Source organism: Streptomyces sp. NPDC002265 (genome assembly GCF_040296125.1).
Taxonomy (GTDB): domain Bacteria; phylum Actinomycetota; class Actinomycetes; order Streptomycetales; family Streptomycetaceae; genus Streptomyces.
In genome coordinates this window covers 1-16,968 of record NZ_JBEOWS010000211.1, presented here as the reverse complement: position 1 = coordinate 16,968, position 16,968 = coordinate 1, and the positions used below count along the sequence as shown (strand labels likewise).

Sequence of the window (16,968 nt, the reverse complement as noted above, 5' to 3'; positions counted from 1 at the left end):
GAGACGGGGTATCAACATATCTGGCGTTGATTTTTGGCACGCTGTTGAGTTCTCAAGGAACGGACGCTTCCTTTGTACTCACCCTCTCGGGCTTTTCCCTTCGGTCTTGCGTTTCCGACTCTATCAGACCGTTTCGCGATCCGATTCCCTGTCGGCGGGATTTGCCTCGGGCCTCTTCGCTTTCGCTTGTCGGCCTTTCGACATTCACTACGTTAGCCGATTCCCTCCGCAGCTCATAATCGAGCTTTCGCGAATCCGAATTCGAGCATGCGGGCACGCCGAATTCGACCCCGTCAGAGGTGGTCGTAGGTAGTGGGTTGGCCACTCCCGGTTGCTGGCGATTGCCATATCCGGTTCAGCGGCTCGGGCTACATTACGCACCCTGTGGGGGCGAGTCAACTTGGGTGGCGCCTCGGCGTGTGTGCCCGGTGACTGCTCGCGGTCGCGGCGTCGGTGACCCGGTGTCGCCCCGGAACCATGGGGAGTGCGTGCCTCCGGCGCCGGACACTGCGGGCGTGGGCCGGTGCGTACCTGGTCGGGGGGGTACGGGCGTACGCGTATGCCTGGTCGGAGGGGAACCGAGGGAGCGTTCGGGCGGGCACGCGTCCATGCCGTCGGGCGGGGGGCCGCGCCGTGAGGGGCGGTCGGGCGGGCTGGACCTTTGGCCGGTTCCTTGTCGTATCGGGCCGAGAGTCGACGTTTGCGTGCGAGTGGGTCAGTGCCTGATGTGCTTCAGGGTGAACTCGGGCAGGGCGTAGGGGCCGGCCTGGGGTGCCGCAGGGTCGGCCGGCAGGCCCGCTCCGGGGATGTCCCCGGCGTGCCGTTCGGCGTCGTCGACCGGCGTGTACGCGAGTGTCGTCGGGTCGGGCAGTTCCCAGAAACGCCGGGTGTTGCCCGATACGGCGTACGCGGTGGCGAAACGGATGGACGGCGGAGCGGTCAGTGCCGCCCGCATGTACCCGACGGCGTCGCGCGGGCTCAGCCAGGTCGCCAGATGCCGGGGCTCGGTGGGTGCATGTTCGAAGCTGCCGATGCGCAGGCAGATCACGGACAGGCCGAACTTGTCGGCGTACAACTGCCCCAGGGCCTCCAGGGCCACCTTGCTCACCCCGTAGAGGCCGTCGGGGCGCACCGGATCCTGTGGACCTGTGAGGTGTCCGGTGGGGTGGAAGCCTGTCACTCGGTTGCTGCTGGCCAGGACCACCCGCTCGATCCCGGTGCGCCGCGCCGCCTCCAGGACGTTGTGAGTGCCGATGACGTTGGCTTCGAGCAGATCCTCGAGTGGCGCCTCGTCGGGCACACCACCCAGGTGGAGCAGGCGATCCGCCCCCGCCAGTGCCGACTCCAGGGCGGCCGCGTCCCGCAGGTCGACGGTGTGCACGTCCTCGTTCCCGGCCTCCGGCCGCAGCGGTACACGGTCGAGCAGGATCAAGTGATCCGCCTCGTGCCGCAGGCCCTCGCGTACGACGGAACCGATGTTCCCCGCCGCGCCTGTCACGGCGACCGTCCCCAGACCCACTGCGTCTCGCCCCCCGGTTCCGACGTCCACCACATCCTCGCTGTCAGTGATCCACGGTTCAAGAGGCGGGCGGTTTGGCCCTCGGGCTCAGCCGGTATGCCGAGACGGTCGGGTCGGCGGCGAGATAGAAGCGGTGCTGCCAGTCGTGGGCTTTGCTCACGCCCACCCGGGGGCCGACCCGGATGAGCGCGGCGGGCACCGGCTCGCCCTCGGAGAGTGCGACCGAGGCACCCGTCAGCAGGTCTGTGCCCTCGTGCTCGTGCGTGATGCCGAGCGCCTGGCAGAAGTTCCCCGGGCCCCGCGCAAGGCGTGCGGTCTCGACCTTCGCCCCTCGCCGCCCACGGGCCAGGTCCTCCCCTTCGACGACCCTGCCCGCGCGGATGAGGACGGCGGAGGCCGTACCTTCCGTTCCGGTGACGATGTTGGCGCACCAGTGGAGGCCGTGGGACCGGTAGACGTACAGGTGTCCCGCGGGCCCGAACATCACGGCGTTGCGGGGTGTCCTGCCCCGGTAGGCGTGGGAGGCGGGGTCGGCCGCGCCGGAGTACGCCTCGGTCTCCGTGATGGCGATCCGCACGGTTCCCTCGCGGGTCTCGTGGGTGAGGACGGCACCGAGCAACTCGGGGGCGACTTCTTCGGCGGGGCGGGCGAGGAAGCGGCGGAGCCGGTCGGGGGCGCTCTCCGGTACGGGCCGGTCGAGGGAGTCCTTGCCGGAGGGCGTACGGTCGGGGGTCGCGATCATGCCCTCCGAGCGTAGTGCAGACGGGGCGGTCCGGTGGGGTGGTCAGGGAGCGTTCGCCTTGCCAGGGTGAGGAGAGCGGAACCGGTCGCGGCCGGATCGCGTGGGTACGGATCAGAGGTCCACTCGTAAAGGGAGAGTCATGGGGTTCAAGAAGCTGCTCGCGAGTCTGGGGGCCGGCGGAGCTTCGGTCGAGACCGTGCTGACCGAGGTCAACGTCGTTCCGGGCGGTGTCGTCCAGGGTGAGGTGCGGATCCAGGGCGGGTCCGTCAACCAGCAGATCGAGGGGCTGTCGGTCGGGCTCCAGGCGAAGGTCGAGGTCGAGAGCGGCGACCAGGAGTACAAGCAGGACATCGAGTTCACCAAGGTGCGGCTCGGGGGTGCCTTCGAGCTCCAGGCGGGTGCGGTGCACGCGGTGCCGTTCGGGCTGGAGATCCCCTGGGAGACGCCGATCACGATGATCGACGGGCAGGCGCTGCGCGGGATGCACATCGGGGTGACCACCGAGCTGGAGATCGCGCGGGCCGTGGACTCCGGTGACCTGGACCCGGTCAACGTGCACCCGATGCCGGCGCAGAAGGCGATCCTGGACGCCTTCATCCAGCTGGGCTTCCGCTTCAAGAACGCGGACATGGAGCGCGGTCACATCCGCAACACGCGGCAGCGGCTCCCCTTCTACCAGGAGATCGAGTTCTACCCTCCGTCGCAGTACCGGGGGCTGAACCAGGTCGAGCTGAGCTTCGTGGCCGACGAGCACGCGATGGACGTCGTCCTGGAGATGGACAAGAAGCCGGGTCTGTTCAGCGAGGGCAGCGACACCTTCCGCTCCTTCCAGGTGGGCCTGCACGACTTCCACGGGACCGACTGGGCGGCTTACCTCAACCAGTGGCTGTCCGAGGTCGGCAGCAAGCGCAACTGGTTCTAGGCTCGGGTCCGACCCAGGAAACCGATCAGGAGGTATCGAGGTGACCGAGCTCAAGCGGCGGCCGCTCCCCCATGACTTCCATCCGCCCGTGCCGTCGTTCACGGTGACGAGCGAGGACGTCCGGGAGGGCGCGACGCTCAAGGACGCTCAGGTCCACGCGGCCGGCAACACCTCGCCGCAGCTGCGGTGGGAGGGCTTCCCGCCCGAGACCAAGAGCTTCGCCGTGACCTGCTACGACCCGGACGCCCCGACGGGCAGCGGGTTCTGGCACTGGACCGTGTTCGACATCCCGGCCTCGGTCACGGAGCTGCCCGCCGGTGCGGGCAGCGGCAAGTTCGAGGGGCTGCCCGAGGGTGCCGTGCAGGTGCGCAACGACTACGGCACCAAGGACTTCGGCGGCGCCGCGCCGCCGCCCGGCGACGGCCCGCACCGGTATGTCTTCACGGTGTACGCGGTCGACCAGGAGAAGCTCGGCCCGGACGCGGACGTGTCGCCCGCGGTCGTCGGGTTCAATCTTCGGTTCCACGCGATCGCGCGTGCCCAGCTGATCGGTGAGTACGAAGTACCCGCAGCAGACTGACGTTCATAGAACGTTTGCCCGCCTCTGGTCTTGGAAGTGATCAGAGGCGGGCATTTTTTATTGCGTTGTCCATCTCGGCGTGCCCGGCCAGAGTTGATCCAAGCCCGCCGGGGAGTGGGCCGGTGCGCATGGGAGGTGGGCTGGAATGCGAGACACGCTGGTACTGAACGCCAGTTTCGAGCCGTTGTCGACGGTGACGCTGAACCGAGCCGTCGTTCTGGTGCTCCAGGACAAGGCCGTCGTCGAGCAGGCCCACCCCGAACTGCGTATGCGCGGAGCGGCGGTCGACATACCCGCGCCCCGGGTGATCAGACTGTGCCGGTACGTACGGGTGCCCTTCCGAAGACAAGCCCCGTGGTCGAGGCGGGGCGTGCTGGTGCGGGACCGGCACAGGTGCGCGTACTGCGGCCGGCGGGCGACGACCGTGGACCACGTGGTGCCGAGGGCTCAGGGCGGCAAGGACTCGTGGCTGAACACGGTCGCCTCGTGCGCGGAGGACAATCACCGCAAGGCCGACCGGACGCCGGAGCAGGCGGGTATGCCGCTGCTGCGGCAGCCGTTCGAGCCGACGCCCGCGGACGCGATGCTGCTGTCGCTGGGGCACGAGGACTTCGAGGCGCTGCCGGAGTGGCTGGGGCAGCCCGCCGCATAGGCCGGAGGTCGGAGGTCGGAGGTCGGCGGTCGGAACTGCAAGGAAGCGGGGCCCACTCCGTCGGGAGTGGGCCCCGTCTCGTGTGCGGGTACCGGCCGGTCAGTCCAGGGACGGCTTCTCGCGGCGCTCCGTACCGCTGTTCTTGCCGGTGGCGCTACCGGCGCCCGAACCGCCGCCCATGGCACCGAAGTTGCCCATGGCGCCGGAGAGGCCCTTGAGGGCGTCCCCGATCTCGCTGGGCACGATCCAGAGCTTGTTGGCGTCGCCCTCGGCGATCTTCGGGAGCATCTGGAGGTACTGGTACGACAGGAGCTTCTGGTCCGGGTCGCCGGCGTGGATCGCCTCGAAGACCGTACGGACGGCCTGGGCCTCGCCCTCCGCGCGCAGGGCCGCGGCCTTGGCCTCACCCTCGGCCCGGAGGATCTGGGACTGCTTCTCGCCCTCCGCGGTGAGGATCGCAGCCTGGCGCGTACCTTCGGCGGTGAGGATCGCGGCGCGCTTGTCACGGTCGGCGCGCATCTGCTTCTCCATCGAGTCCTGGATGGAGGTCGGCGGCTCGATCGCCTTGAGTTCGACGCGGTTGACGCGGATGCCCCACTTGCCGGTCGCCTCGTCGAGGACTCCGCGCAGTGCCGCGTTGATCTCCTCGCGGGAGGTCAGGGTCCGCTCCAGGTCCATGCCGCCGATGATGTTGCGCAGCGTGGTGACGGTGAGCTGCTCGATGGCCTGGATGTAGCTGGCGACCTCGTAGGTGGCGGCTCGGGCGTCGGTCACCTGGTAGTAGATGACGGTGTCGATGTTGACGACCAGGTTGTCCTGGGTGATCACCGGCTGCGGCGGGAACGGCACGACCTGTTCACGCAGGTCGATGCGGTTGCGGATGGTGTCTATGAACGGGACGACGATGTTGAGGCCCGCGTTGAGTGTGCGCGTGTAGCGGCCGAACCGCTCCACGATGGCCGCGCTCGCCTGTGGGATGACCTGGATCGTCTTGATCAGGGCGATGAAGACCAACACCACCAGAATGATCAATACGATGATGACCGGTTCCATCGTGGCTCCCCGTGCCTTTCTCCGCCTCGGCGCTTTCGGAAGATCTTATGGTTGTTGAAGATCTTGCTGGTCGAGTCTGACAGACCGTCGTGTGCCTCGTGGGGTGTTCCGGTCACTTGCGTCGAGCGAGGTCAGATGACGATCGCCGTGGCTCCCTCGATGTCCACGACGTCCACCTCCTGGCCCACTTCATAGGCGCGTTGGGCGTCGAGCGAACGCGCCGACCAGACCTCTCCGGCGAGCTTGATACGGCCTCCGGAGCCGTCGACGCGTTCCAGGACGAGGGCCTGCTTGCCCTTCAAGGCGTCGATGCCCGTGGCGAGTTGGGGCCGCTGCGCGCGGTGCCGGTTCGCGATGGGGCGCACCACGGCGATGAGGGCGACCGAGACGACGACGAACACGAGGACCTGGACGACTACGTCGAAGCCGAGTCCGGCCGTCACGGCGGCGGCGACCCCGCCCACGGCGAGCATGCCGAACTCCGGCATCGCGGTCACCACGAGCGGGATGCCGAGCGCTGCCGCGGCGACGAGCCACCACACCCATGCGTCGATGTCGTTCACACGGCCATGGTAGGTCCGCGGGACCGGTCACCGACAGGGCGCCCAGGGGTACTTGGGGAGTTGCTCCAGGGCTTCGGGACCTCAGGCCATCGGCAGGCCGTGCGCGGTCCAGCGGTCGCCGACCTGTTCGACGAGGAGCGGGAGGCCGAAGCAGAGGGAGAGGTTGCGGGAGGTGAGTTCGAGCTCCAGCGGGCCCTGGGCCAGCACCTTGCCCTGGCGGATCATCAGCACGTGGGTGAAGCCCGGGGCGATCTCCTCGACGTGGTGCGTGACCATGATCATGGAGGGGGCGATCGGGTCGCGGGCCAGTCGGCCGAGGCGGCGGACGAGGTCCTCGCGGCCGCCGAGGTCGAGGCCGGCCGCCGGTTCGTCGAGCAGCAGCAGCTCGGGGTCGGTCATCAGGGCGCGGGCGATGAGGGTGCGCTTGCGCTCGCCCTCGGAGAGGGTGCCGAACTTCCGGTCGAGGAACTCCGTCATGCCGAGGCGGTCGAGGAAGGCGCGGGCGCGCTGCTCGTCGACGTCCTCGTACTCCTCGTGCCAGCCGGCCGTCATGCCGTACGCGGCGGTCAGCACCGTCTGCAGGACGGTCTGCTTCTTGGGGAGCTTGTCGGCCAGGGCGATGCCCGCCACGCCGACGCGCGGGCGCAGCTCGAAGACGTCGGTGCCCGGCCTGCCCAGCGTCTCGCCGAGCACGGACACGCTGCCCGAGCTGGGGAAGAGGTAGGTGGAGGCGATGTTCAGGAGGGTCGTCTTGCCGGCACCGTTCGGGCCGAGGATGACCCAGCGCTCACCTTCCTTGACCGACCAGGAGACCTGGTCCACGAGAGCCCGGCCCTCACGGACCACAGATACGTCCTGAAGCTCCAGAACTTCGCTCATGAGCGCGTTGTCTCCCCTTGCAGTGTGGCCGGTCTCGGCGTCTCGGCTGTCGCGTGCGCCGGTGGGCGCAGCCCTCAAGGAAATCTACGCCACCGGCCGCCCGCTCCATTCCATCGGTCCGGTCCTTAGGGTGGAGGCATGCTCACGGAACCGCGCTCTGGACGCCTCGCCGCTTGGGGAAATGCCCTTTTGGCCGGACTTGTCTCTCCTGATGACGCCGTGCTCTCCGTCGTCGGGGAGGACGCTGTGCACCGGGTGGAGGGGCTGCCCGGCGAGTCGGGGCCCGTCGGGCTGACGCTGGCGCTGGGGCGGCTGCGCAGACTGGGCGTGAGCGGGCTGCTGGTGGCGCTGCCCGCGCCGGGGCATCCGCTGGGGCTGAGCGGGCCGCCCGAGTTCAATGCGCGGGCGCTGGAGGCCGAGGAGGCGGTGGTCTGCCGCGGGGCCGCGCTGGGGCTCGTGCCCGAGGTGTACGAGGCCGGGCCCGCCGGTGACGTGCACGTCGAGGTGGTCTGGCACTGCCTGCCGGTGCGGGAGGCTCCGCCCGCGGACGTGCCGTCGCTGGGCGAGGCGGAGCGGGAGCTCGCCGAGGCGCTGCGCGAGGCGACGGCGGTTCTCTCCCGGCTGGATGTGGCCGGGTCGGGGCCGGTGGCTGAGGCGGCACTGGACGCGTACCGGGCGCGGGCCGAGCGGGGCCGGGAGGTGCTGGCCCCGGGGTATCCGCCACGGGCGGTGCGGGTGTTGGAGCTGGCGCAGCGGGTGGGGCTGCTGGTCGCACTGGCTCACGAGCGGGGGCACGGGGGCGCGGTGAGCGCGTCCGAGATGGGGGCGCGGACCCAGGCCCTGCGGCCGGTGGAGCGGACGGCCCGGCGGGCGCAGGTGGCCGCGTACAACTCCGTCGTGGAGGAGCGGGAGCGGGGAATGCGCTGAGCTCCGGCCACGGGTGACCGGCGCTCGGGGGTGCCTCGGGGTGCCTGAGGCCCTGTGCCTCGGGGCGCCCCGGGCGGCCTGGGGCCCTGCCCCGGCCCCGGCTCCTGTCCCCCGGGACAGACCGGCGGCGCGCCCGCGCGGACCGGCGTCAGCAGGGGCAGCGGCAGAAGGGCCGCGGGTGCACCGCTCCGGGAAACGGACGGACCCGCGCCACCGCCAGGGCGAGCAGCGCGCGTGGGCCGACCGGCAGCGGCCGGGCCCGACCCGCGGCACCACCGGGCGGACAGACATCCGCCGGACGGACCCGCACCACGACCGGACGGACCCGCGCCACCGCCAGGGCGAGCAGCGGACGAGGCTCGACCGGCAGCGGACGAGGCCCGACCCGCGACACCACCGGGCGGACCGGCGTCGGCCGGGGTGGGCAGCCGGAGTGGGCGGGTCCGCGTTCGTCAGGTTGGCCGTGCGGCCGGGGCGGGGTGGGTCAGGGCCTGTCCGGCCTCCCGGGAGTGTCCGGGAGGCCGGAGGGCGTCGCCGTGGAGCGGCGGGGTCAGTGGTTGATTCCGAGGTTGCCGAACGCCGGGTTCAGCAGACCGACGACGTTCACGCTGTTGCCCACCACGTTCACGGGGATGTGCACCGGAGCCTGGACGACATTGCCCGAGAGGACGCCGGGCGAGTGCTTGGCCTCGCCGTGGGCCCACGCGCCGTCGGTCGCGGAGGCCATGCCGGCTCCCGCGGCGATCAGCCCGCCGGCCACCATCGTCACGGCCGCTGCCTTCTTCAGGTTCTTCACTTCTCAACCCCTCCTAGTGGTCACCGCGGCAGTCGCCGCGGCACGCACTGGAGAACGCCGGAGATCCACGGAGGATGCGCCGTCCGGGGGGCATTCCCACGACGGTATGAATCTCAGACCGGAGCGGAACCTTTCCGGAGCGTGATCACGAACCCTCGGGCTGTGGTCATATCAGCTGGTCACACCATGGCGTACGGCCCACAGCGCGGCCTGGGTGCGGTCGGCGAGGTCGAGCTTCATCAGGATGTTCGAGACGTGCGTCTTGACCGTCTTCTCGGACAGGACGAGGGCACGGGCGATCTCGCGGTTGGACCGGCCGTCCGCTATCAGTCCCAGCACCTCACGCTCCCGGTCCGTCAGCGACCCGCCCCTGCCCTGGGGGGAGTTGGCCTCCTCCTGGGACAACAGCGCGGCCGCGACCTCGGACTGGAGCAGGACATGGCCCGCGTGCACGGACCGGATGGCCGCGGCCAGCGCGTCGGGGTCCACGTCCTTGTACACGTAACCGGCGGCACCCGCGCGCAACGCCGGGACCACGGTGCGCTGTTCGGTGAAGCTGGTGACGATCAGCACGCGCGCGGGGTTGGCCAGTTCGCGCAGTCTGCGCAGGGCCTCCACGCCGTCCATGCCGGGCATCTTGACGTCCATCAGGACGATGTCGGGTGCCAGTTCCTCGGCGCGGGCGACCCCTTCGGCGCCGTCCGCGGCCTCGCCCACGACCTCGATGTCCTCCTGCACCTCCAGGAAGGTGCGCAGGCCGCGGCGGACGACCTGGTGGTCGTCGACGAGCAGCACTCTGATGGGATCAGCCACCGGGGACCTCCAGCTCGATCGTGGTGCCCTTGCCGGGCGCCGACTCCACCGTCAGGGTGCCGCCGACCCCGCTCGCCCGGTCCCGCATGGAGACCAGACCCAGGTGGCGTCCGGCCTGCCGTACCGTCTGCGGCTCGAAGCCGCCGCCGTCGTCCGTGACGCGCAGCACCGCACCACAGCCATGGCGGCCCACCGTCACGTCCACGTGCGCCGCCCCGGAGTGCCGCAGGGCGTTGTGCAGCGCCTCCTGTGCGACCCGGAGCACGGCCTCCTCCTGCGCCGCCGGGAGCGCGCGGAACTTGTGGGCGGTGAAGGTGACGCGTGCGGTGTGGGCGCGGTCCAGTACCTGTGTCTGGGTGCGGAGCGTGGCGACCAGACCGTCCTCGTCCAGCGCGGCGGGACGCAACTCGACCACCGCCGCGCGCAGTTCCTCCGTCGCCTCGGCGGCGAGCGCGGCGACCTGTTGCAGCTCTCCCTTGGCGCGGGCGGGGTCGCGGTCGACCAGGGCCGCGGCCGCCTGCGCGGTCAGGCGCAGCGAGAACAGCTTCTGGCTCACCGCGTCGTGCAGCTCGTGGGCGAGCCGCGACCGCTCCTCGACGATGGTCAGTTCGCGGCTGCGCTCGTAGAGGCGGGCGTTGGTGAGGGCGATGGCCGCGTGCTGGGCGAGGATGGAGAGCAGTTCCTCGTCCTCCCGCGTGAAGCCGCACCCGTCCTCCGGCACACAGTCCGCAGGCCGTCCGTCCGCCGGCTGCCCGTGCGCCAAGCGTCCGTCCGCCGGGGGTCCGTCCGCCGGGCGCTGCTTGTTGGCGAGGAACAGCGCGCCGATGACCTCGTCGCCGTCGCGGATCGGCAGGCCGAGGAAGTCCGACAGCTCGGGGTGGGCGGCGGGCCAGCCCTCGAAGCGGGGGTCCTTGCGCACGTCGGCGAGGCGCTCGGGGCCGGTCTCGTGGAGCATCGCGGCGAGGATGCCGTGCTGGCGCGGGAGCGGGCCGATGGCCTTCCACTGCTCGTCGCTGACCCCGTCGACCACGAACTGGGCGAAGCCTCCGTGGTCGTCCGGGACGCCGAGGGCGGCGTACTGCGCGTCGAGCAGCTCGCGGGCCGAGGCGACGATCGTCTTGAGGACGTCGCGCACCTCCAGGTGCCTGCTCATGGCCAGCAGCGCGGCGCTCACCGCGACGAGGCCGGACCGGGGGCCTTGACTCATGACCTCACGGTACCGGCGGGCTACGACAGCGGGATCGGTCCGGCGGCGCCCCCGGCCGGGCCGGTGGGCCTACGTCCGAGGTCGCAGGTCCCGGTCCCAGTCCCGGCCCCGAGGCCGCAGGCCCGACCTCCCGACCCCTAACCCCTGTGTCCCCCGACCCCCGACCCCCGCCCACCGCCCCCTGATCCCTGACCCAGGGGATTGCTTTAGCAACTCTCAGTGAGGCCTTCCCGTCGGTCATGTGAGTCGCCGCATAGGGTCCGCATCACGTACTAGGGGACATAGGAGATATCAACATCCTGTATGAACGGGAAAGACGACCCGATATGCCCGGCTTTGCACCTACCGGGTCCACTATCGGATTTCGTACGTCACATCTTTGCCACCGAGTTTTGCGGCAGCTAAGAATTGCTCTCGTCGCTCAGCGCCCCGGGTTCCGCCCGAGGCGCTCGTGCCGAAAGCACAGGTGTCCCCCGCCGGACGGAAGAGCGACCTCCGCGCTATCCAAAGAGGTCATCTGTCATGCCCAAGCACAGCCGCTTCCACAGTTACAGTCGCAAGCTGACCGGCTCTCACAAGATCGCGATCGTCGGTGTCGCGGCCCTCGGTGTCACCACTGTCGTCGTCTCCGCGGGTACGAGCAGCGCGGAGACCACGAGCCGGGCCGTCACCTCTGCGCACGTCGCCTACAGCACCGAGCAGATCAAGGACGTCAAGGCCAGCCTCACCGACCAGCTCGCCGGCAGCAGCGTGAAGGTCGAGGCCATCGCCGCGCAGAAGAAGGCCGAGGAGGCCGCGCAGCAGAAGGCCACGCCCAAGCCCCAGGCCGCCCCGCGGAAGACCGAGGCGCGCCCGGCCGAGCAGCCCGCGAGCCGGTCCGCGCAGCGCCCCCAGATCCAGCAGCCCGCGCCGAAGACGTACGCGAACAACCTCGACGGCTGGATCCGCGAGTCCCTGGACATCATGCAGAGCAAGGGCATCCCGGGCAGCTACAGCGGTCTGTACCGCAACATCATGCGGGAGTCCTCCGGCAACCCGATGGCCATCAACGGCTGGGACACCAACGCCGCCATGGGCATCCCGTCCAAGGGCCTGCTCCAGGTCATCCAGCCGACCTTCAACGCCTACCACGTGCCCGGCACCTCGTGGAACATCTACGACCCGGTCGCCAACATCACGGCCGCCTGCAACTACGCGGCCCACAGGTACGGCTCGATGGACAACGTCAACAGCGCGTACTGAGGCGGCGCGGGCCTCGAAGCGCGGACACGCCGAAGGGCGGCACCCCGACAGGGTGCCGCCCTTCGGCGTCGTACGGACCGGACAAGTACGTACTGGACAAGTACGGACCGGGACCGGGTTACTTGCGCATGACCTCGGGCTCGTGGCGCCGCAGGAAGCGGGCCACGAAGAAGCCGCAGATCACGCCGAGGACGATCAGGACGGCCATGTCCAGACCCCAGGCGCCCGCGGTGTGGTCCCACAGCGGGTCCGTGCTCCCGCCGTCCGTGGGCGGGCTGATCTTGTTGAAGTCCAGCGTGGCGCCGGCCGCGGCGACCGCCCAGCGCGACGGCATCAGGTACGAGAACTCGTTGACGCCGACCGAGCCGTGCAGGGTGAACAGGCAGCCGGTGAAGACGACCTGGATGATCGCGAACATGACCAGCAGCGGCATGGTCTTCTCGGCGGTCTTCACCAGGGCCGAGATGATCAGACCGAACATCATCGAGGTGAAGCCCAGCGCCATGATCGGCACCGAGAGTTCGAGGATGGTCGCGCCGCCGAAGACCAGGCCCTTGTCCGGGATCCCCCGGTTGAAGAAGCCGATGGTGCCGACCAGGGCGCCCTGGAACACGGTGATCGCGCCGAGCACGAACACCTTGGACATCAGGTAGGCCGAGCGGGACAGGCCGGTGGCGCGCTCCCGCTCGTAGATGACCCGTTCCTTGATCAACTCTCGTACGGAGTTGGCGGCGCCGGCGAAGCAGGCGCCTACCGCGAGGATCAGCAGCACCGTGGTGGCCGTGCCGTTGGGGATGATCCGGCCGGTCTTCGGGTTGGCCGGGTTGGGCAGCAGAGTGTGGTCGGCGTCGATGAGCAGACTCACCGCGCCGAGCACGGCCGGCAGGATCACCATCAGCGCCAGGAAGCCCCTGTCGGAGGCGATCACCGAGGTGTAGCGGCGCACCAGCGTGACGAACTGGGACATCCAGCCCTGCGGCTTCGGCGGCTTCATCGCCTGCATCGGCGCGATCGGCACCGACTGCGGCGCGACGGCGTCGATGTCCGCGGCGTACATCTGGTAGTGCTGCGAGCCCTTCCAGCGGCCCGCCCAGTCGTAGTCGCGGTAGTTCTCGAAGGCGGAGAAGACGTCGGCCCAGGTGTCGTAGCCGAAGAAGTTCAGCGCCTCCTCCGGCGGACCGAAGTAGGCGACCGAGCCGCCGGGCGCCATCACCAGGAGCTTGTCGCAGATCGCCAGCTCGGCCACCGAGTGGGTGACGACGAGGACGGTACGGCCGTCGTCGGCGAGGCCGCGCAGCAGCTGCATGACATCGCGGTCCATGCCCGGGTCGAGGCCGGAGGTCGGCTCGTCCAGGAAGATCAGCGACGGCTTGGTGAGCAGCTCCAGGGCGACGGAGACCCGCTTGCGCTGGCCACCGGAGAGGGAGGTGACCTTCTTCTCCTTGTGGATGTCCAGCTTCAGCTCGCGCAGCACCTCGTCTATGCGGGCCTCGCGCTCGGCGGCCGTGGTGTCCGCTGGGAAGCGCAGCTTGGCCGCGTACTTGAGCGCCTTCTTGACGGTCAGCTCCTTGTGCAGGATGTCGTCCTGCGGGACCAGACCGATGCGCTGGCGCAGCTCGGCGAACTGCTTGTACAGGTTGCGGTTGTCGTAGAGGACCTCGCCCTGGTCGGCGGGCCGGTAGCCGGTGAGCGCCTTCAGGAGGGTCGACTTGCCGGAACCGGACGGGCCGATGACCGCGATCAGCGACTTCTCCGGGACGCCGAAGGAGACGTCCTTGAGGATCTGCTTGCCGCCGTCGACGGTGACGGTGAGGTGGCGTGCGGAGAAGGACACCTCGCCGGTGTCGACGAACTCCTCCAGCCGGTCGCCGACGATCCGGAACGTCGAGTGGCCGACGCCGACGATGTCGGCCGGGCCCAGCAGCTGGGTGCCGCCCTTGGGGATCGGCTGGCCGTTGACGTACGTGCCGTTGTGCGAGCCCAGGTCGCGGATCTCCATGCGGCCGTCGGGCGTCGAGTGGAACTCCGCGTGGTGGCGGGAGACCTGGAGGTCCGAGACGACCAGGTCGTTCTCCAGTGCACGGCCGATGCGCATGACCCGGCCGAGGGAGAACTGGTGGAACGTGGTCGGGCTGCGGTCGCCGTAGACCGGTGGCGCCCCCGCGCCCCCACCGGCCCCCTGCTGCTGCGGGATCGACGGGGCCGGCTGGCTCCACGCGCCGTCCGCCTGCGGTGTCTGCGGGGCCTGTTGCGCCCAGCCGGGGTTCGCGCCCTGCGCCGCGTACGGCTGCTGCTGGGGCTGCGCGACGGGTGCGGCGCCCGAAAGGGTCATGCACGGCCCGTCGTTGGCGTTGCCCAGGTGCACCGTCGAGCCGGGGCCGAGCTCCATCTGCTGGATGCGTCGGCCCTGCGCGAACGTGCCGTTGGTGCTTCCGTGGTCCTCGATGACCCAGCTGCGGCCGTTGTGGCTGACCGTGGCGTGACGCCAGGAGACCCTGGCGTCGTCGAGGACGATGTCCCCCTGCGGATCACGTCCCAGGGTGTATGGCCTGGACGGATCGAGCGTCCAGGTGCGTCCGTTCAATTCCAGTACGAGTTCCGGCACTCCAGCCCCACTGAGTTGTCCCCCGAGTTACCCCCATCACAGGGAGTCTAGGGATGTCGAACATCGGGGGGAACTATTTCAGGAGCGGCCACCTGACCGAAAGTCGGGCCTTGTGGCGAAGGCGTACGGACGCTTCGGCCCGCGCCGTTGACGGGGTCGAAACCGGACCGGAGAGTAGTAATCCCCCGCGAGGGGGGCATGGTGCGCGGCGGCCGCCGTGCAGCGGATCGGGGGGTCTGCCATGAGTGCTGGCACGGACGTCGGGACCGGCGAAGGCGCCGGACAGGGCAGGAGCGTGCCCTGGGTGGATGTCCTGCTGTCCGCGATCGCCGCGGTGAGCTGGGCGTTGATCGGGATGGCGGGCACGGCGGCGCTCGGGCTGCATCTGCTGGAGGCCGACACGGCGGGCTCGCTCGGCCCGATGACCGCTGCGGTCGTGACGCTGGGGGCCGGTGGTTCGGTCTCGCCGTCCGGGGACGTGTCCGCTTTCGGCCTGAAAGGCGCGCAGGCCACCACGGCCATCGAGATCACGCCACTGGGCGTGGGGCTGGTCGGGGCACTGCTGTTGTCGTGGTTCTTCCTGCGGTCCTTGCGCACGGCCGGAGTTGTGGTCGCCCCGGCCGAACTCCTCGCGCGCGCGGGGACGGTGATCGCCCTGTTCGTGGCGATGCTGGGCGGGCTGGCCTGGGCGGGACACGACGTCGTCACCCTCGACGGGGGCTCGCTGGGCCTCGACGACCTCCCGGGCGGAGGTGGCGGTGGCGGCGGGGTGAGCGTGCCGGGGCTGGGGGATCTCGGGAACATCGGGGGGCTGCTGCCGGACCGGCTGGGCGACCTGGTCGACGCGAAGGCGGCGGTCGGGTTCTCCGTCGACACGGCGCCCACCCTGCTGGGCGGTCTGGGCTGGGCGGCCGGGGTCCTGCTGATCGCCCTGCTGGCCTCGCGCCGCACTCCGCTGCCGGCCGGCTGGACGACCGTGCACCGCGTGGTGCGGCCGGCCGTGTCCGCGCTGGTCACGGTGGTGCTGGTGGCGGTGGCGGCGGGCGTCGCGGCGGCGGCGTACGCGGCGATCGGCGACGAGCATCCCCGGCGGATCGCGGGAGCCGCGCTGCTCGGCGCGCCGAACGGGGTGTGGCTGGGCCTGCCGATCGGCCTGTTCGTGCCGTGGGACGGCAGGGCCACCGGAGCGCTGGGCCGGCTCCTGCCCGACCCGCTGGACAGGCTCCTCGACGTGTCGTCCGACCGGCCCGTGACGCTGGGCCGGCTGGCGGACCTGGACGGGCGGGTGTGGCTGCTGGCGGCCGCGGCGGCGCTGGCGATGCTGCTCGCCGGGGTGCTGACGGCGGTACGGACGCCGGTGGGGACCGCGGTACGGGCTCGGGCCGGGACACCGGTGGACGGGCCGGGGACGCCCGGCGTAGGCGGAACGGGCACGCTCGCGGCATCGGGCCGGCCTTCGGCGGACGTACCGTCCCCGGGCCCGGTTACGGAGGCGCGGGCGGGCGGCGGGCCCGGCCGTCCGGGGGATCCGGGCGCGCTGGGCTTCGCGGGGCGGTGTGCGCTGCGGCTGGGGGTCGTGACCGCGCTGGCGCTGCCGCTGCTGGCCTGGTTGACGGAGGTGTCCGTGAACGCCTCGCTGTCGGTGCTCGGCTTCGACGCGTTCGGCGCCGGGATCGAGCTGCACGGCCGTCTCGGGGCGGCTCTGCTCCTCGGCGCGGTGTGGGGCGCGGGCGCGGGGGCCGTCGGGGCGCTGCTGGCGTACGGGGCCGGGGCGGCGGGGCGGCGGGCGGCTCCCCTGGCACTGGGTGACACGGCCGGGGGCCGGACGGCCTACGGGATCGACGGAGCACCGGGGGTCGGGGCGCAGGCCGGCGGCGGGGTTCCCGGGCCGTACGGGACGGCGCGGCCGTACGGGGCGCCGTCGGGGCCGTACGTCCCGGGCGCACCCCACCGGCCGCCCAACCCCGACACCAATCCGTACCTGCGGCTGCCGGACGAGCTGCGCGAACCGCAGGACGCGCGGCCCCCGGACGGCGGGTCCGGCACCGGCACCGGCGGGCCGGGCTACCGGGCCGGTACGGGAGCGGCGGGCGACCGGCCCGGCACGGGGACGGCGGGCGACCCGGCTCGTACGGGGACGGCCGGCGCATCGGACGGACGGTGGCGGCCGTCCGGGGAGCCGACCGCGCACGACGACAGGTACGACGACCGGCACGGGGACAGGCACGACGACGGGCCCAGCGACAAGTACGGCGACAAGTACGGCGACGTGTACGGGGCCCCGACCATGGCGCGGCCGATCGATCCGCCCCCGCGGCGCTCCCCCGGCCCGCGTCCCGGGCAGCGGCCGCCGACCACGCCGGAGGAGGGACCGCCGCCACCGCCGCCGCCCGCGCCGCGGAGGCCCCGGTGATCTGTGGCTCGGCCGGCGGCCTGGACGTGACGATCCTCGAACCGCTCGGCGTCGT

The 16,968-nt window shown here is 71.0% G+C and carries 15 protein-coding genes; 6 read left to right on the top strand and 9 right to left on the bottom strand.

All coding sequences use genetic code 11. The annotated features are described in order from the left end of the window. Positions 1 to 715 precede the first annotated feature (715 nt). Both ABT085_RS30055 and ABT085_RS30050 read right to left on the bottom strand, forming a co-directional pair. Positions 716 to 1,498, bottom strand: coding sequence for an NAD-dependent epimerase/dehydratase family protein (locus tag ABT085_RS30055; RefSeq protein ID WP_351614729.1), 783 nt, complete (start codon positions 1,496 to 1,498; stop codon positions 716 to 718). 79 nt (positions 1,499 to 1,577) lie between these two features. Then, positions 1,578 to 2,261, bottom strand: coding sequence for a DNA-3-methyladenine glycosylase (locus ABT085_RS30050; protein WP_351614726.1), 684 nt, complete (start codon positions 2,259 to 2,261; stop codon positions 1,578 to 1,580). Positions 2,262 to 2,400: 139 nt separating this feature from the next. On the opposite strand from ABT085_RS30050, the gene ABT085_RS30045 reads away from it, so the two are divergent. The 3 genes from ABT085_RS30045 (at position 2,401) to ABT085_RS30035 (ending at position 4,415) form a co-directional block, all read left to right on the top strand. Beyond that, positions 2,401 to 3,183: a sporulation protein gene (locus ABT085_RS30045; protein WP_351614723.1), complete on the top strand. Its 783-nt coding sequence runs from the start codon at positions 2,401 to 2,403 to the stop codon at positions 3,181 to 3,183. A 40-nt stretch (positions 3,184 to 3,223) separates the two neighbouring features. Next, positions 3,224 to 3,763, top strand: coding sequence for a YbhB/YbcL family Raf kinase inhibitor-like protein (locus ABT085_RS30040; RefSeq protein ID WP_351614720.1), 540 nt, complete (start codon positions 3,224 to 3,226; stop codon positions 3,761 to 3,763). Between the two features lie 145 nt (positions 3,764 to 3,908). Next, positions 3,909 to 4,415: an HNH endonuclease gene (locus ABT085_RS30035; protein WP_351614717.1), complete on the top strand. Its 507-nt coding sequence runs from the start codon at positions 3,909 to 3,911 to the stop codon at positions 4,413 to 4,415. A gap of 99 nt (positions 4,416 to 4,514) precedes the next feature. On the opposite strand, the gene ABT085_RS30030 is transcribed toward ABT085_RS30035, so the two are convergent. The 3 genes from ABT085_RS30030 to ABT085_RS30020 form a co-directional block, all read right to left on the bottom strand. Beyond that, on the bottom strand, positions 4,515 to 5,468 hold the full coding sequence (locus ABT085_RS30030; protein ID WP_351614714.1) for an SPFH domain-containing protein: 954 nt from the start codon (positions 5,466 to 5,468) through the stop codon (positions 4,515 to 4,517). Between the two features lie 131 nt (positions 5,469 to 5,599). Then, the gene (locus ABT085_RS30025; RefSeq protein ID WP_351614711.1) at positions 5,600 to 6,031 is read right to left on the bottom strand and encodes an NfeD family protein; all 432 of its coding nucleotides are present in this window, start codon (positions 6,029 to 6,031) and stop codon (positions 5,600 to 5,602) included. A gap of 81 nt (positions 6,032 to 6,112) precedes the next feature. After that, positions 6,113 to 6,910, bottom strand: coding sequence for an ABC transporter ATP-binding protein (locus ABT085_RS30020; RefSeq protein WP_351614708.1), 798 nt, complete (start codon positions 6,908 to 6,910; stop codon positions 6,113 to 6,115). Between the two features lie 138 nt (positions 6,911 to 7,048). Between ABT085_RS30020 and ABT085_RS30015 the strand changes: the two genes are divergently transcribed. Then, positions 7,049 to 7,837, top strand: coding sequence for an Rv1486c family protein (locus ABT085_RS30015; RefSeq protein ID WP_351614706.1), 789 nt, complete (start codon positions 7,049 to 7,051; stop codon positions 7,835 to 7,837). Positions 7,838 to 8,387: 550 nt separating this feature from the next. Here the strand turns inward: ABT085_RS30015 and chpE are convergent. From chpE to ABT085_RS30000, 3 genes are all read right to left on the bottom strand, one after another. Continuing rightward, positions 8,388 to 8,633 (bottom strand): chaplin ChpE, encoded by a 246-nt coding sequence (gene chpE / locus ABT085_RS30010; protein WP_351614703.1) that lies wholly within the window; start codon positions 8,631 to 8,633, stop codon positions 8,388 to 8,390. Between the two features lie 171 nt (positions 8,634 to 8,804). Beyond that, entirely contained in the window at positions 8,805 to 9,446 is a 642-nt protein-coding gene (locus tag ABT085_RS30005; RefSeq protein WP_351614700.1) for a response regulator, read from the bottom strand. Continuing rightward, positions 9,439 to 10,653: a GAF domain-containing sensor histidine kinase gene (locus ABT085_RS30000; RefSeq protein ID WP_351614698.1), complete on the bottom strand. Its 1,215-nt coding sequence runs from the start codon at positions 10,651 to 10,653 to the stop codon at positions 9,439 to 9,441. Before ABT085_RS30000 ends, ABT085_RS30005 begins: the two co-directional genes overlap by 8 nt. A gap of 522 nt (positions 10,654 to 11,175) precedes the next feature. On the opposite strand from ABT085_RS30000, the gene ABT085_RS29995 reads away from it, so the two are divergent. After that, positions 11,176 to 11,895, top strand: coding sequence for a transglycosylase SLT domain-containing protein (locus tag ABT085_RS29995; RefSeq protein ID WP_351614695.1), 720 nt, complete (start codon positions 11,176 to 11,178; stop codon positions 11,893 to 11,895). A 118-nt stretch (positions 11,896 to 12,013) separates the two neighbouring features. On the opposite strand, the gene ABT085_RS29990 is transcribed toward ABT085_RS29995, so the two are convergent. Continuing rightward, positions 12,014 to 14,500, bottom strand: coding sequence for an ABC transporter ATP-binding protein/permease (locus ABT085_RS29990; protein WP_351614692.1), 2,487 nt, complete (start codon positions 14,498 to 14,500; stop codon positions 12,014 to 12,016). A gap of 241 nt (positions 14,501 to 14,741) precedes the next feature. Here ABT085_RS29990 and ABT085_RS29985 point away from each other — a divergent pair, with 241 nt between their 5' ends. Further along, positions 14,742 to 16,913: a streptophobe family protein gene (locus tag ABT085_RS29985; RefSeq protein ID WP_351614689.1), complete on the top strand. Its 2,172-nt coding sequence runs from the start codon at positions 14,742 to 14,744 to the stop codon at positions 16,911 to 16,913. The last annotated feature ends 55 nt before the right edge of the window (positions 16,914 to 16,968 follow it).